Annotated in this window: 17 protein-coding genes; 5 read left to right on the top strand and 12 right to left on the bottom strand. The window is 40.3% G+C overall.

All coding sequences use genetic code 11. The features are described 5' to 3' along the window. Positions 1-182: 182 nt before the first annotated feature. The 4 genes from NMG86_RS19110 (at position 183) to NMG86_RS19095 (ending at position 3,744) form a co-directional block, all read left to right on the top strand. On the top strand, positions 183-1,430 hold the full coding sequence (locus NMG86_RS19110) for a type IV pilus twitching motility protein PilT (RefSeq protein WP_026796283.1): 1,248 nt from the start codon (positions 183-185) through the stop codon (positions 1,428-1,430). A gap of 71 nt (positions 1,431-1,501) precedes the next feature. Further along, positions 1,502-2,317: a circadian clock KaiB family protein gene (locus NMG86_RS19105; protein ID WP_026796282.1), complete on the top strand. Its 816-nt coding sequence runs from the start codon at positions 1,502-1,504 to the stop codon at positions 2,315-2,317. A gap of 69 nt (positions 2,318-2,386) precedes the next feature. Beyond that, entirely contained in the window at positions 2,387-3,043 is a 657-nt protein-coding gene (locus NMG86_RS19100; protein ID WP_026796281.1) for a Uma2 family endonuclease, read from the top strand. Between the two features lie 53 nt (positions 3,044-3,096). Continuing rightward, positions 3,097-3,744: a Uma2 family endonuclease gene (locus NMG86_RS19095; protein ID WP_026796280.1), complete on the top strand. Its 648-nt coding sequence runs from the start codon at positions 3,097-3,099 to the stop codon at positions 3,742-3,744. Between the two features lie 88 nt (positions 3,745-3,832). On the opposite strand, the gene NMG86_RS19090 is transcribed toward NMG86_RS19095, so the two are convergent. The 6 genes from NMG86_RS19090 to NMG86_RS19065 all read right to left on the bottom strand — a co-directional run bounded on the left by NMG86_RS19090 (position 3,833) and on the right by NMG86_RS19065 (position 8,883). Continuing rightward, complete coding sequence (locus tag NMG86_RS19090; protein ID WP_026796279.1) at positions 3,833-4,759, bottom strand: class I SAM-dependent methyltransferase; 927 nt, start codon at positions 4,757-4,759, stop codon at positions 3,833-3,835. 108 nt (positions 4,760-4,867) lie between these two features. Continuing rightward, on the bottom strand, positions 4,868-5,344 hold the full coding sequence (locus tag NMG86_RS19085) for a GNAT family N-acetyltransferase (protein WP_026785597.1): 477 nt from the start codon (positions 5,342-5,344) through the stop codon (positions 4,868-4,870). Positions 5,345-5,693: 349 nt separating this feature from the next. After that, positions 5,694-5,978: a 50S ribosomal protein L27 gene (rpmA, locus tag NMG86_RS19080; protein ID WP_026785598.1), complete on the bottom strand. Its 285-nt coding sequence runs from the start codon at positions 5,976-5,978 to the stop codon at positions 5,694-5,696. A gap of 54 nt (positions 5,979-6,032) precedes the next feature. Then, positions 6,033-6,407: a 50S ribosomal protein L21 gene (gene rplU / locus NMG86_RS19075; protein ID WP_026785599.1), complete on the bottom strand. Its 375-nt coding sequence runs from the start codon at positions 6,405-6,407 to the stop codon at positions 6,033-6,035. A 301-nt stretch (positions 6,408-6,708) separates the two neighbouring features. Next, entirely contained in the window at positions 6,709-7,143 is a 435-nt protein-coding gene (locus NMG86_RS19070; RefSeq protein WP_026785600.1) for a hypothetical protein, read from the bottom strand. Between the two features lie 84 nt (positions 7,144-7,227). Beyond that, on the bottom strand, positions 7,228-8,883 hold the full coding sequence (locus tag NMG86_RS19065; protein WP_026785601.1) for a CapA family protein: 1,656 nt from the start codon (positions 8,881-8,883) through the stop codon (positions 7,228-7,230). Positions 8,884-9,079: 196 nt separating this feature from the next. Between NMG86_RS19065 and rfbB the strand changes: the two genes are divergently transcribed. Next, positions 9,080-10,183 (top strand): dTDP-glucose 4,6-dehydratase, encoded by a 1,104-nt coding sequence (rfbB, locus tag NMG86_RS19060; RefSeq protein ID WP_026796278.1) that lies wholly within the window; start codon positions 9,080-9,082, stop codon positions 10,181-10,183. A 202-nt stretch (positions 10,184-10,385) separates the two neighbouring features. On the opposite strand, the gene NMG86_RS19055 is transcribed toward rfbB, so the two are convergent. The 6 genes from NMG86_RS19055 to NMG86_RS19030 all read right to left on the bottom strand — a co-directional run bounded on the left by NMG86_RS19055 (position 10,386) and on the right by NMG86_RS19030 (position 15,745). Continuing rightward, entirely contained in the window at positions 10,386-10,721 is a 336-nt protein-coding gene (locus tag NMG86_RS19055) for a hypothetical protein (RefSeq protein ID WP_026796277.1), read from the bottom strand. Further along, a complete protein-coding gene (locus NMG86_RS19050) occupies positions 10,693-11,106 on the bottom strand; it encodes a hypothetical protein (protein ID WP_043939085.1) in 414 nt (137 codons plus the stop codon). The genes NMG86_RS19055 and NMG86_RS19050 overlap by 29 nt, the downstream gene beginning before the upstream one ends. Before the next feature lie 108 nt (positions 11,107-11,214). Further along, on the bottom strand, positions 11,215-11,880 hold the full coding sequence (locus tag NMG86_RS19045; protein ID WP_026796276.1) for a cofactor assembly of complex C subunit B: 666 nt from the start codon (positions 11,878-11,880) through the stop codon (positions 11,215-11,217). A gap of 181 nt (positions 11,881-12,061) precedes the next feature. Further along, positions 12,062-12,793: a response regulator transcription factor RpaB gene (rpaB, locus tag NMG86_RS19040; RefSeq protein WP_026796275.1), complete on the bottom strand. Its 732-nt coding sequence runs from the start codon at positions 12,791-12,793 to the stop codon at positions 12,062-12,064. Between the two features lie 552 nt (positions 12,794-13,345). Continuing rightward, complete coding sequence (locus NMG86_RS19035) at positions 13,346-14,518, bottom strand: C39 family peptidase (protein WP_026796274.1); 1,173 nt, start codon at positions 14,516-14,518, stop codon at positions 13,346-13,348. 63 nt (positions 14,519-14,581) lie between these two features. Further along, on the bottom strand, positions 14,582-15,745 hold the full coding sequence (locus tag NMG86_RS19030; RefSeq protein WP_498606935.1) for an RICIN domain-containing protein: 1,164 nt from the start codon (positions 15,743-15,745) through the stop codon (positions 14,582-14,584). Positions 15,746-16,028: the final 283 nt, after the last annotated feature.

Raw genomic sequence — 16,028 nt, 5'->3', positions numbered from 1 at the left:
TTGATTCTGGTTGAAGTTTATCATTATTAAGGAAAAAACCAACAAGAATAGAGCCGAAACACTGTCACGATCAAACTTTTGTGAATATTCTTTGCTGCAATAGAGGATTGGGGGGTAAACTAGGAATATGGGATTTTAATATTTCAGCTAGAATTAATTGTTTCTATTCAAGGTCACGGGATATGACACAATCAGAGCGTCCACCTGTTCCTCGTCCGCCAGTACCAGGCGTTCCACCTCGTCCACCCGCACCCAAAGCACCTCCACCTCCAGGCGCGACCGTTGCTACGGCTCTTTCTGCACCTGCTCAGGCTACGGTGGCGACAACCAGGGTGATGGTCGCACCCAGAAACAAGGGCCCTAGCCCCGGAAATCCTACATTAGTGGATATTGTCAAACTAGCTAATGAGGAGGGAGCTTCGGACGTTCACTTAGGGGTGAATGAGCCACCGCGTTTGCGTAAACGGGGGGATATTGTACCTTTAGATTGGCCGAACACCGACTTGAATACCTTTATGAGTTGGTTGATGGAGATATTAAGCGATGAGGAAATTCAGCAATTTCAAGAAAACTTAGACTTTGACGGCGCGGCGGATTTAGGTTTTGTCCGAATTCGGATTAGCATTTTTGACGCTCTCAATGGCCCTTCATTGGTGCTGCGGTTAATTGGTTCGTCGATTTTGACTTTGGAACAGTTGAAGTTACCAGAGGTATTTAAAAAAATCTGTAACTACCACAAAGGATTAATTTTAGTTACTGGGCCGACGGGTTCGGGTAAGTCTACTACCCTAGCGGCAATGATTGACTACATGAACCGGAACTATGCCTATAATATTATTACTATTGAAGACCCGGTAGAATTTGTTCACGAAAGTAAAAAATCCCTGATTAAACACCGAGAAGTCGGACGTCATACCTTGAAGTTTTTTAATGCCCTTAAAGGAGCTTTGCGTCAAGACCCCGATGTCTTACTTGTGGGAGAAATTCGGGATAAAGAATCAATGCAAATCGCCTTAAAAGCAGCGCAAACAGGTCACTTAGTCTCTGGAACCTTACACACTAATAGTGCGGTAAAAACCATAACTCGGATTTTAGATATGTTTACCGCCGAGGAACAATCTTCGATTAAAGTCTCTATTTCCGAATCTTTGGTGGCAATTATTGCTCAATTATTATGTAAAACCACCGATGGTAAACGGGCGGCTTTTCACGATGTTCTGATCAATACCGATGTGATTAAGGAATATATCGTGAAAGACAAGTTTGAAGACATCAACCAAATTATGCTTAAAGATACCTATGAAGGGATGACGACTATGAACAAATCTCTTTATAATCTCTACCAAGAAGGACGAATTACTGAGGAGATTTGTTTAGATGTATCTCCCTTCCCCAACGAGATGAGCCAAATGTTGCGCGGGCGAGTCTAATAAGATCAGTCATCAGTCATTAGTCATCAGTTATTAGTCTATTACCGTTTACCTACAAATGGAATGATACCTTGAATTTATTTCAATCTACGGTCAATCATTCATTTAAAGCGATCGCTTTATTCACCCCTGGGGGAGATTTAGTCTATTGTATCGATCCGAATAAACAGCGTCGTTGGCATTCTGATCTTTGTATTTATTTACAAGAATTCCTGAGTTTACCTGAACCACCTCATTTTTTAATTCCTTGCTATACCGCTACCTATGATCAATGGGTCAACCCCCAAACCCAGGAGATTCAGTTTTCTGCAGAAGCCTATCCCCCAGTTCTGCAATACCAAACCTTATTAAATACCCTGTTTGATACAGGGGATTTAGTTTGGCAACCTATAAAAAATTCCGAAGAAGTTTGTAACCCTTTAATTATTGCGACTTACTATGAGCAGTTTCCCAAATTGTGGGAAAATCATGATCTAATTGTTCAGGTCAAAAAAAACAATTTGAGTCATGATTTCCCAAGTACCGAAAACCTGTCGGAACCCCAACCTTATACTGTTACACTCAATTTGTCTCCTCAACCCGAACTGAATCAAACTAAAGGCTATATTTTACGGTTATTTGTCTCCGGTCATAGTCTGGTGACAGAAAAAACCCTAAAAACCCTACATCAACTTTTAGAAGGTTCGATTAGTCATCCTTACACTTTAAAAGTGATTGATGTTTTAAAACATCCCGACTTAGCAGAAGCCGACCAAATTTCCGCTACCCCCACCTTAATTAAAGTCTGGCCGAAACCCGTCCGTCGAATTGTTGGAGAGTTAAATAATGTTGAGACTATTCTTAAATTATTAGGAAATCCTGCGGATGACTTTCCCGATGAATTTTAAGGGGTTTCTATCCTACACTTAATATGAATTATAATAATAATACACAAAATCAATCCTAAACCTAATAATATGGTAGCTACCGCACCCCCAATTCAACAATCACTTGTGGGCGAAAAGCGCGTCACCCTGCGAGGCTTAACCTGGCAAGGATATCAACAAATTCTTCACGCCTTACCCGAAAGTCGAGCCGCCCGTCTAACTTATGATCATGGAATTCTTGAAATTAGTATGCCTTTAGAAAGTCATGAATTTGCCCTGCGACTGATTGAACGTTTTATCATCATTCTCATATTTGAGATGGGTATGAAGATTAAAACTATGGGATCGACCACCTTGAATCGAGAAGACTTAGATCGAGGGGCTGAACCGGATAATGCTTACTATATTCAAAATCAGGCGAAAGTAGCGGGGCGTACAGTCAATTTAGCTGAAGATCCCGCCCCGGATCTCGTAGTAGAAGTCGATATTACTCACACTGATATTGACAAAAATCGCCTGTATGCAGCCATAGATGTGCCTGAATTTTGGAGTTATAATGGTCAAGAATGGCGGATTTACCAACTACAAGAAAAGACCTATCAAGAGTGCGATCGCAGTCCTACTTTTCCTGGGGTTAAAAAAGAATATTTATATAATTTCTTAGCAAAAGCCCAACAGGATGAAATTGAAGCAGAAAAAGAATTTAGATCATTAATTCAAGAAAAAATTGCCAAAAAATCACTTTAATTTGAATCTTGTTTATAATAACAATACACAAAATTAATCCCAAGCCTAATAATATGGTAGCTACCGCACCTCAAATTCACTCCTCACCTGTGGGCGAAAAGCGCGTCACCCTGCGAGGTTTAACTTGGCAAGGATATCAACAAATTCTCGGCGCCTTACCCGAAAGTCGAGCCGCCCGTCTAACTTATGATCATGGAATTCTTGAAATTAGTATGCCTTTAGAAAGTCATGAATTTGCTAGTGAATTGATAGGTTTATTTATCCGTATTCTAGTAGGAGAAATGGGCATGAAGCTCAAATCCATGAGATCCACAACTCTAACTCGAGAAGACTTAGATCGAGGGGCTGAACCGGATAATGCTTACTATATTCAAAATCAGGCGAAAGTAGCGGGGCGTAAAGTCAATTTAGCTGAAGATCCCGCCCCGGATCTCGTGGTAGAAGTCGATATTACCCACACCGATATTGATAAAAAGTGCCTGTATGCAGCCATGGGAGTTCCTGAATTTTGGAGTTATAATGGTCAAGAATGGCGGATTTACCAACTGCAAGAAAAGACCTATCAAGAGCGCGATCGCAGTCCTACTTTTCCTGGAGTTGAAAAGGAATATTTATATCATTTCTTAGCAAAAGCCCAACAGGATGAAATTGAAGCGGAAAAGGAATTTAGATCATTAATTCAAGAAAAAATTTCAGAATAGAGTTAACTATTTTCTAGGGAAATTGCCACTTGGGAACAGAGGAATTTGAGCAACTCGACAGGATTTGTTGTGATTAATGATCTTAAAGCTACCCAACCGAGGCAATAATAGTTCGGTGACGAGGGCTATTAAAATTAACCGTAGGACGTTGAAATCCGGCATCTATAATAGCTTGTTCTATGTCTAAGGTGAAATATTCATCTAAATAGGGTTCTGTACTTTTTAACAAGGTGAAAATATAGGGGGGCATTTTCTTGAACATTTCCGATTTCGGGTTCATATCCATAATTGCTAGATGACCCTCCGGACGCAATAGCCGCCGTGCTTCTTGCAAGATTTCACGGGTGGGAGATTGGGGTAATTCGTGACAAATTAAACACAGGGAAATTAAGTCAAAAGAGCCACTAGGTAAACCCGTTGATTCGGCTTTCGCATGAACCCATTTTGGGGTATATTTCAAGTTAGATTGTTTTTGTGTATTATAAGTTGCGATCGCTAAAAAATAGGGCGATAAATCTACACCTGTCATCTTCGCTTCTGGATAGATTTCTTGTAGGGCGAAGGTACTCATCCCGACGCTACATCCCAAATCCACAATATCCTGGGGAGGAGTAGGTAATTGAGCTTTTAAAAGATCATGATAACTCTGGCGGAGTTTGGCATCCCCCTTCGCCCCGGCTTCTGGCCAGATTTTAGCATGAACCGAGTATGCGGCCACCTCCACTTCCACGGCGGCTTGCCAACTTAGATTTCCTTTCTCATAAGCGTGGAAGGAAGTCACATAATAATCAGGATATTGCAGATTGGGGTTTTGGACTTGGGTTAATTCCGCATCCCAATTCCGTGATAATAAAGTTTGGGTCTGTTGTCGCCAAGGAACTCCCATGGCTTCGGCCCGTTTAATCATCATTTGTCGGGCTTGGTGTTTAGCAAAATTACTGAGGGGTTTAATCGCTAAAATCCCATTAATCACGCGGGACATCAATTCCGGTTCCGAGGTTGTGCTGACTGTCATGGGTTTGATATCTGATGGGTGAATATTCAATTTTCTAGTGTTTCATGGTCAGGGGTTTTTGTCACCTGCGAGTCCGGTTAGGGCGAGAAGACCTCGCCCCGACCAAGCTCAAGGACTAACAGTGGTTAATTCTATTTTTTGACTATTAATTTCTAAGGGTTGATTATTAAGAACCATTGTGGTCGTTGAATTATATTCAAACCCAATGCGTTCATAAAATTTTTGTTGATGGGTTGTCATCAAATAAATTCGTTCAACTCGACACATTTTAGGATGACTTAATACCGTTTGAACTAATTTTCGACCTAATCCACTCCCTTGATAATTCGGATGAATCACCACATCCCAAATACTAGCTCGATAAATACCATCGGAGGTGGCTCTAGCAAACCCAATCATTTGTTCATAATCCCAAACTGTAACTACAGGCTCGCTATTTTCAATTGCAATTTTTAGGTCTTCTGGGCTGCGATCTTTTGCCCAAAATGCAGCAATTTTAAATAGGGTTTGAAGTTGGTTTAAATCAACCTTTGAACGACAATCATCAAAGAGAATATGATGGTTATCCGGTGAGATGTTTTTCATAGATAATAACCCTTTAAATTATTTTGAGCAACTAATAAATGCCCATGACTGTTGAGAGAATATGAAATTTTAACTAATTCAGTTGTATGAACTGAAACACTGTAATATTTAACATATTAGAGTCTGTTAATTGTGTGGCGAATTTAACAAAATCCCAAAAAATACTTCTCTTTTTCAAGAGTGATGAGATTCAACTATAGCAATCCTAAATGAGTTATGATATTGATATTTTTCTTGACCCCTCCCAACCCTCCCCTTACTAATGGGAGGACTAGGGAGGGGTTCTATATTATAAAAAACGGGCTATATTAGCCCGCTTCAGAATTCAATAAAACCAGGTTTTTATTAATTAAGCTTCAACAGCCACAGGTTCAGCTTCAATCACAGGATAAACACTAATTTTTTTGCGGGTTTTGCCTTTACGTTCAAAGCAAACCACACCATCAACTTTAGCAAATAAAGTATCATCACTTCCGATACCCACGTTATTACCCGGGTGGAATTTGCAACCCCGTTGACGCACTAAAATATTACCAGCGCGTACCGCTTGACCGCCAAAACGTTTGACACCCAAGCGCTGGGCGTTAGAATCGCGACCGTTACGAGTGCTACCCGTACCTTTCTTATGAGCCATTTTATTCTCCTAATTAAATGATCAGTATTTCAGATATTCAATCACAATCTAATTTTATGCTTCTGTTGTTGCAGGTTCTGCGGGTTCTTCTTCCCGCTTCGCCACCACAGACCCATTTAGACTAATAGATTCAATCATCAAACGGGTAATTTCTTGACGATGACCTTGTTTTTTGCGGGTTTTCTTTTTCGGACGCATTTTATAAACGATGATTTTGCGTCCCCGCAGATGGCGCAGTACAGTCCCTTCCACGGTAGCCCCATTCACTAAGGGCTGGCCAATTTGAACTTCACCATCATGATTGACTAACAGAACTTTATCAATGATAACGGATTCATTTTCATCGACGGGTAACAGTTCAATATCGTAGAAACGACCGGGTTCTACTTTGATTTGTTTACCGCCTGTTTCAATAATTGCGTAAGTCATGTAATTTTGGGTTAAGGTTGCCGTACAGGTAGCTCAACGGTTCAAAGTGTTTTCACCCTCTCAAGAGCCAATTCACTTTCCCCTGTTTTGAGCCTTTGCCATGTCTGCACCTGTTCCGAGCAAGGTTTAGACACAATCTCCTATTATCGTTGATGAGTGGTATTTCTGTCAAGTCCCAAACCGTAGTAAGCCCTTCAGGGCTTCAAGTCCCCAATCGTAGTAAGCCCTTCAGGGCTTCCCCCAACCGTAGTAAGCCCTTCAGGGCTTCCCCCAACCTTCAACAACAATTAGAGAAAATTAATTAACTTTCACTTTTACTAACAGTTGGATTCTGTATTTGTTCAGAAGATTGCTCAGTAAATAGGGTATCAATATCAATGGCTGCGTAGCCTTTTGTGGCTAATAACTTTAGCATTGAACCCAGTTGAAACCAAATTAATAATGCAGTTGGAATTACAACCACTAAACCCATAACTCCCGCAATCCAATAGACGCCGATAAAGACGGCTAAACTAGAACTGACGGAGACTAGAATTAATAGGGTCATCCCCAAATAAGCAATAATTAAATTGGGGGTTTTATAATTAATAGAAGTTGAGGGTTGCGGGCTATCACTCCAGAGATCAACCCGATATTCCAACATATCTTTAAAAATGATACCCCATAACACGGCTAAGACCGTTGAAGTAACAACAACAATATAAATCGGGGAAACGACAAGAGGTTCAGAAATCATATCAATGACAAAAATGGATGTTTTTTTACAATTCGTTACATAGTATAGCAGAAATCCGTAGAGACGCGCCATGGCACGTCTCTACTAAGGTTTTTTGATCAAAATCTGGCCATTATTATCAATTTTTAAAGGGGTTTTAGGAAAGTCTTTTTCGGTAAGATTCCGAATTAAATTAATACTTTTATCACGATTATCTAAATTGGGAATCCCTTGGGAGTCTAACTGGACAGGAATAATTTTACCCTCAATAAAATCTCCTTGAGGATTAACTTTTGCTTCCAAAATCAAAGAATATCCTAACTCCCCACTGGTTGATAAAGTTCGATATCCCATAAAATTACCAAGAGAATAAGCAATTAATTTTCCTTTATATAACTCCAAAGCCCTGGGAACATGGGGGCCATGTCCCAATATTAAATCAGCCCCAGCATCAATCATACTATGGGTAAAGAGAACCAAATTTCCGCGATTTTCCCCATAGAAATATTCCGTTTTATTCCTCACATTTAAAGCTCCAGTTCCCTCCGCCCCACCATGAAAAGAAATAACCACAAAATCGGCATTTTTTTGAGCTTGTGCCACTAATTTTTTCCCTGCTTCAATCTCGCTTAAATTATTATGATAATCATAATTACTAAAAGCAATATAAGCTGTTTTTACCCCTTTAACTTCATCATAAACAATTTTTCCCTTTTCTCCTACAGCCTTCATCCCTAGCTTATTAATATTTTTAATCGTATCTTTAAACCCGGTTTCAAAAAAATCAAAAGAATGATTATTAGCCACACTTAAAATATTAAACCCCGCATCCTTAAGTAAAGTCGTATATTCGGGAGGAGTCCGAAAAGCAAAGACTAACCCGCGACCGATATTTTTTGCACTATTAGGATATTTAGTTAAAGTGCTTTCAAAATTTCCAAACACAATATCCCCTTTCAATTCCGATTTAACTCCCGAAAATAAAGCGGCTTTATTAGCAGGTAATTTATTAGAAGGGTAATTCGTCCCAGGAATAATATCACCGACGGCGCGAATGGTAATTCTTAAATCTGGACTAATGGGATTTTCTAGGGTTTTTAGAGCTAATTGAGATACTTGATTGAGATTTTTTAGGGTTGCGGTTGTGGAAGTTGGGTTAGGTGTGGTAATGTTTTCTGCTGAAAAAGAAAAGGCGGGAATTTGAGCTAAACTTGAAGATATTGCTTGGGGGATTTCCGTTAAAAAAGTATTAATTTTTTCTTGATTTTGATTAAATAGAATTCCCGATAGGGGCAAAACCATTAAACTAACAGAACCCACAATTAACCAAGGCTTAGAAATAGAAACTTGAGGTTTAGGAAGGGTAACTTTTAGGGCAGGAAAGGTCACTTTCGGAAAGGATAACCCTATCTGCTGATTTTTTGGAGGTTTTGGAGGTTTTGGAGGTTTTGGAGGTTCTGGGATAAATTCCCGCAAGACTAGAGTTTGTGTCCAGCCGGATTTTTTTTTGCCGCGACAGATTCCCGAAATTGTCACCGACCCAATCACAGGGGATTGTAACCGCATTAACCCATTTTGGACAACCCGAACACTCCCTTGAGCATCAGGAAGTTGCTCAGACACCAAAACAACCTGGAGATGGTGGTCTTGACGAGTCACCTTTGCGCTCACGCCCTTAGATTGTAACGCTTGATTGATTAAAATTGCGATCGCTTTGGGATCGCCAGTTTTTGCCAAGGCGATAGTCTGATAGTCACTCACTCCGCTTTCCTCACAGCCACTTTAATATCTTATGATTAACTGGTATTTTAGGGTCAATATCAACTTTATGTTTTTTGGCACAATTTCCCTTAGTCAGCCACTGCAACGAGTACAATGATCAAGAGTTTATCGGATCAGGGCTTGAAATAGAATTTTCAGTATTATTTTTATAGGCAGATATTGGGAGGATATAACCTTGGCCGTTCAGTATAGTTACGATAACACGAGCAATCGCTCACCCCATTGCATTCTGATTACGGGGGGGGCGGGGTTTATTGGCTCAAACTTTGTGCATCATTGGTTTAGTGCCTATCCCGATGACCGGATTGTGGTTTTAGATGCTTTGACCTATGCGGGAAATCTGCAAAATATTGTTAGTTTGGAACATAACCCTAATTTTCGATTTGTGCAAGGGGATATTTGCGATCGCCCTTTAATTGATAGTTTATTAAAAGAAGAACAGATCAATACTATTGCCCATTTTGCCGCAGAATCCCACGTTGATCGGTCAATTATTGGCCCCGGTGCTTTTGTACAAACCAATGTAGTCGGCACATTTACTCTTTTAGAAGCCTTCCGTCAATATTGGATAGCCCAGGGTCAACCGGAACATTATCGGTTTCTGCACGTTTCTACCGATGAAGTTTATGGAAGTCTGGGCCCGAATGATCATGCTTTTACTGAACAGACTCCTTATACTCCTAATAGTCCCTATTCTGCCTCAAAAGCGGGCAGTGATCATCTAGCCAGGGCCTATTATCATACCTATGGAATGCCGACAATTATTACTAATTGTTCTAATAATTATGGCCCCTATCATTATCCTGAAAAACTAATTCCGTTAATGTGTATTAACGCTTTATTAGGAAAACCCCTTCCAGTTTATGGCGATGGTGAAAATGTGCGAGATTGGTTGTATGTTTTAGATCATTGTCGGGCTTTAGATGCGGTAATTCATAACGGAAGAATTGGGGAAACTTATAATATTGGGGGAAATAATGAAGTTAAGAATATTGATTTAGTTAAAATGTTATGTCGGATTATGGATGAATTGGCTGTCCATTTACCCGTAAAACCTTCTAAGCAATTAATTACCTTTGTTAAAGATAGGGCTGGACATGATCGAAGATATGCCATTGATGCGACTAAAATTAAAACGGAATTAGGCTGGGCTCCGTTAGTAACTGTTGAAGAAGGGTTACGTCAAACTATTGGCTGGTATTTAACTCACCGGACTTGGTGGGAACCCTTATTATCAGAAGAATATCAAGCCTATTATCGACAGGTCTACCCGTCTTAAAGATAGGTAATGGTTAATGGGTAACGGGTAACGGGTAACGGGTAACGGGTAACGGGTAATGGGTAATGGGTAATAGTTCACTTATTAGCCGTCGCGCCTAACAGTTAGGACAAAGATTGATCATCAAACCTAGACGGTGAAATATCAATCCTCCTTCCTATTACCTATTACCTATTACCTATTACCTATTACCTGTTCCCTCCTAAAAATCATTCAATTCGGCAATGATATCTAAACTATCTTTATTGGCTTTAGGAATAGGATGAATAATATTCTCTAAATACAATTTGCCCTCTTGATAAGATACATAGAGTTTCCAGTTTTCGGCATCATCAATTTTTGCACAATAAAGGGGAATTTGTGTCCCCTTAATGCGTTTGAGTTTGGTTTTATAAAACCGTTGATGGCGATAGCAAGATTCGTCTTGAAGTTCGGCTAAAACCTCCAAAAATCGACCTCGTAATTGCAAAGGAAGCAGTTTTAGAGCTTGGCGAATAATCCCGCGTTCATCAATGAGTGATGGTGGCGACTGTAACATGATTTGATTTGATCTCCGTTAAGGGTTTGGTGGGTAAGAAAGACTGATAAATTGATTCTCCAACTTGTTGATAAATTTCAGCCACAAACTGACTATCAACTACTCTAAATAAAGTAATAATTATCCGATCAAATAAAGGATCATCATCAATTGTTAAAATCACTCGTAGGTAATAATTAACAATAAAAGAATAGAGAGATGACCCATAATCCTCTAAGCCATCAAATTGATGAAACTGATGGATTTTTCTTTCTTGATCCCTTTTATCTTCTAATAATAAGGCAGAATATTCATGAAGTTGTTGTACAATAATATCATGTTCCGCTTCACTATGGTTCTTTAAATCCGCCTCAAATTGTTCCGTAGACTCAAATATAATTTCCATGACCTCAACTCCCAAACTAACATTCGGTTATCCAGAATTGTTAACAATATTATCTTAAAATAGACCGATATCGGTTTTATTTTTGTGTGCGACTGAATAACCCCGCCATCAGGTCAGAATTGAAGATTGATTGAGGAGATTAGATAATGTATAAGTTAACTTATCTCCTATCCCCGCGACCCAATTTTCATCCTGTTGGGTATAACTCCGAGGAGCATTAGCACCCAGAATTAAAACGCCGTAATTCCCAAGGGGTTGACAAATTACACCCTGGGTATTTTCGGGTAAATAATCAAATTCAATTCTACCCGGATATAAGGCTAAATTCACTAAATAAATCGGTTTCTGTTTGTCTATCACCCGTTGTAAAATTGGCCCAGGTTTAACATCAGGATTATTTCCTAATACTCCTCGCCTTAATAACACTTCCCCCTGATAATAAACTACAATAGAACGGGTGACGGTATTAGTTAATAATAAATGAGAAGCCCAGGCTAATTCCGCTTGAACTAATTCCGGTAAATCCGGTTTTAATTCAAAGCCTTGTTCTCCGATTAAATCCACAGCATCCGGTGATTTTGGTTGAATTTGTTGCCACAATAACCCCGTTAAAATCAACACCGCACTTAAAATCACCCCCAAGGCATCGGAACGGGCTTGAGAGTTAAATAATTCGGGGGTCAAGAGCCGATTGATTAGGAGGAGTACCCCACCCAAACTACCCGCAAAAATAGGCAGTAATCTTAATATCTGATTTCGATCTGATTTTGCCATGATTCTATTTTAATTTTTCAAAATATAGTGGGGAATAGGGATCGCGGATTTAAGAGAATTACGCAGATTAACACAGATTAAAATCCGTGAAATCCTTTTAAATCCGTGATCGGGAATAGGTAATTTAAAAATTAAAGTCCCCCTTTTTTAAGGGGGATTTAGGGGGAGCAGAATCCTGTTTTTAGCCGACTTCTCCCGGTTCAATAATCCGTTGGAAAAGATAGCCTGTTCCTCTTGCGGTTAAGATTAATTCGGGATTACTCGGATCATCTTCTAACTTGGCGCGGAGGCGAGAAATATGAACATCCACCACCCTGGTATCAACATGACGTTCTGGGGTATATCCCCAAACTTCTTGTAAAATTTCAGAACGAGAAAAAGGTTCACCAGAACGACTAACTAAGAGTTCTAATAAACTAAATTCCATCCCGGTTAAACGGATGCGTTCATCTCCCTTGTAAACCTGTCGTTTGTTAGTATCAATTCTAATATTACTAACCTGAATGACACCGGAACTGGGAATACCCGAAGTTCCATTTTTATCAATGCGGCGTAATACCGAGCGAATTCTAGCTTCAAGCTCCTTGGGAGAGAAGGGTTTAACCACATAATCATCCGCCCCTAACTCTAGCCCCGTAATCCTATCCGCCACATCCCCCAATGCTGTTAACATGATAATAGGAATATCGGATTCCTTGCGTAACTCCTGACAGACGCCATACCCGTCTAATTTGGGCATCATCACATCCAAAACCACTAAATCAGGGTTAGTTTTGCGGAAGATATCTAAGGCTTCTTCTCCATCGGCTGCGGTTACGACCTCGTAACCAATCATGGAAAGGCGAGTTTCTAAAATCCGGCGGATACTGGCCTCATCATCAACCACCAAAATTTTTTCTTTATGATTTTCCAATGGATTTCAACGCTCCCTTAGTTGGATTAAGTTACAGTTTTGATAGAACAACAGTAAGACTCGCACCCTTTGAATCTAGGGGATTTCTAGGATATACCTACACTGATCCCCTTTTAGTAAGGCTTATAACCGACGACATCAACTCGCGGCTGGTGCGAGTGCACTCGACCAATCTAAACTTATGTTAAGTTTACTTTGAAAAATGTATTGATTTTTTTCCCTTATCATTAATAGAATCCTCAGCAGATCCCTAATTGTACCTAACTAGCCATCGGGATCTCACGTCCAGTTGACATCCTGCCCATGGGTAGAACGCAGGGGATTCCAACTACTTCAACAGATCAAAAATTGATAATTGCTGAAAGTTTGACGGGTTGACGCTTCGCCGATCACAACCTAAGTGTTTAGATCTTAGACAATCTCCCCGTCCGTTTAAAGTCTCCGAAAGTCCTCCGGCGACCTTGATGTTAATTGCAGCGTTTACATCTCCTCTTATTCCAGATAACCAAGAAGCGCTCGCACTTCGCCATACCAACTTAAAAGAGCGATCGCCTAGTTAGCATCAAAAAAGACTCCATCATCGTTAACCGAGTAAATTTCTGAATGATTATTATCATCCACGAATCTAACTCTACTGTTTCCTAAACTTGAGATATTGCTCCAAGTTTTGCGCCAACCATCGTAACGATAAAGGAATGTTAAGTTTCCTTGAGGCTCGATGCGGTATATCTCACCTTTTCCAGCCTCACGATCGTAGAAGAGAACCATATCTGTTCTGATAGCAACAATCTGATCCCAACTCGTATGCCAACCAGAATATCGCTGAAGAATTTCTCCACTATCCTGGCGAGCCAAAGTACCTGTTCCATTACTCTCAAAATAGTTGATAACTTTTCCATTACCCAGGCTGACTGATATATCACTGGGCATATCTGGTTGGTTAGAAGCTAGTACTTCACTAGGAACACGATCTACCCAAATCATCGTTTTTGAGTAAACTCCATTTTTATGGAGTGCTTCACTTGCCAATCCCGTACCTACTCGCCAATCCCACTTTGATTGAAAATCACCATAGGAATATTCGTAAGTTTCCCCATCACCGGTTTCTGTAAAGTAAATCTTCTGTTCTGAGGCAGAAAAACCATTGACAACAACCCAGTGCATTACAGGCCAAGTTGTTCCCAAAATCTCAGTAGAATCAACACGAAGAAGAGCAAGTACTGGTTTACCTTGACGCAATAAACCAACAAGGTTATTAAAATCAGCTTTTCTCTCCAACTTAACATTATCACCCTCCCATTTTTTCATCACATCTCGAAGTGCGTGGGGAGTTGTTCCTGTACGAATATCTACTCTTCTAGTTCCCCATGGCTTATCCCATGTTGGGTCAGGAACCTTAAAAGAAGGGGGGATAACAAAATCACGGTTAATCGCGTTTACTAACGTATCACGATTAACATTATGACCATAAAAATTAATTAATCTTGCCGCAGAAGTTGGGCCACAACTCCAGTTATCATCTTGATTGCCTGTTTGTGGCATATCTAGCCAAACATAATCATCTCGGATAGTAACTGCGGCTTCAGCTTTAGAGCCATGAAATAGAGATGATGTAGATGCAAACGGAAAAGTATTTACACCTGACACGCTTAACACTGTTGTTAAACTTAAGGTAGTCAAACACTGGGTAAATTTAATAATAGTCTTTAATGATTTTTTTTTCATCTTTACTACCTAATAAGAATTTTTGAATCGTCAAGCCTTTCTCGGATCGATGCCACTAAGAGCCTATTTTCCTAATGTCCATTGATTGTCACTCCCATCATCACCACTACCTGGGTTGCAGTGAAAAACTTCGACTGGTACCCCAGGCCCATGACCATCTACTCCTAAGACTCCTAAGCACAAACCAGAAACCTTATTTATGATGTGACTATATCCATTTCCTAAATCCTTAATTGTCCATTGATTGTCATTCCCAGCATCACCACCACCAGGGTTACAGTGGTAAACCTCAACCCTTACCCCAGGCCCATGACCATCTACTCCTAAGACTCCTAAGCACAAACCAGAAACCTTATTTATGATGTGACTATATCCATTTCCTAAATCCTTAATTGTCCATTGATTGTCATTCCCAGCATCACCACCACCAGGGTTACAGTGGTAAACCTCAACCCTTACCCCAGGCCCATGACCATCTACTCCCATGACTCCTAAGCAGAGATTGGACACTTTATTTAGTATATGGTCATATCCTGCAACTGGCGGAGAAGCTGGTATAGAACGAGCTTGTAGAATATCTTCCGAAAATGTAAGAGTAGGAACACCTACATTTCCTTCTCCAGGAGTGTAATTTTGAGTAAAAAAACTTACCTTTGATTCTCCTCGATACTCAGCAGCATTGATGCCAACGATGATTGGTTGCTTGTTCTGCCAAATGAAAATTGGACCACCTGAACCACCTCGACCGTTATCACAGTCAGTGTGAATAACACCATCATTGGCAAAAACGTCACGAACTCGACATCCGATATGTACTTGTGCCGTTTCACCATTGATGAACTCCTGACGCTCTTCATCTCCAAAGGTTGAGTACCCAGCGTAGGTCACTGTTCTACCCTGTAGCTGTTGGTAGTTGAGAGACTGGTAGCCAAACCAACCATAACGATCGCCAATTGGTCGTTCCAATCGAATTATTGCCCAGTCAGCCCTTCGGTTTTTGTTCGGATTATCTGTTCCCCACCTGTAAGGGATTCCCCTTACTGTTTCAGGAGATTGACCGTTTCTGTAGTTCGGAGCAAAAGTGATACCTCTGCGTTGCCCCTCTACCCAAATACAATGAGCGTTTGTCAATACTAAATCTCTGCCTATCAAGGCTCCGGTGCAGTGTCCACCATTGTCTATTTGAACTCGTCCAATAGCACTCCAAGGGAAGGCATTACTTCTCATCGGAATGCGATCGTCATCTTCAAAGCCTAAATTGAAACTTGTCGGTCCATCGGTAATAGGTTGACCATCAATAGGAGATGGAATACCAGATGTTTGGGCAACCGCTGCATTAATTGAGTAGAAAGATAAAGCGCTAAAAAGAAGCGCTGAGGCAATATTTCTGTATTTCATCGTCTTTTATTTAATCATTGAAATTCACTGGTTGAATCTACCGTGATTCAGTGATAACCCGGACAAGCTTGTTGCGTCTGTGATAAAAAGTTATAAATAGTTATATTCTGGA

This window comes from Planktothrix rubescens CCAP 1459/22 (genome assembly GCA_904830895.1).
GTDB classification, from domain to species: Bacteria; Cyanobacteriota; Cyanobacteriia; order Cyanobacteriales; family Microcoleaceae; genus Planktothrix; species Planktothrix agardhii.
This window is presented reverse-complemented; position numbering and strand designations above follow the sequence as displayed.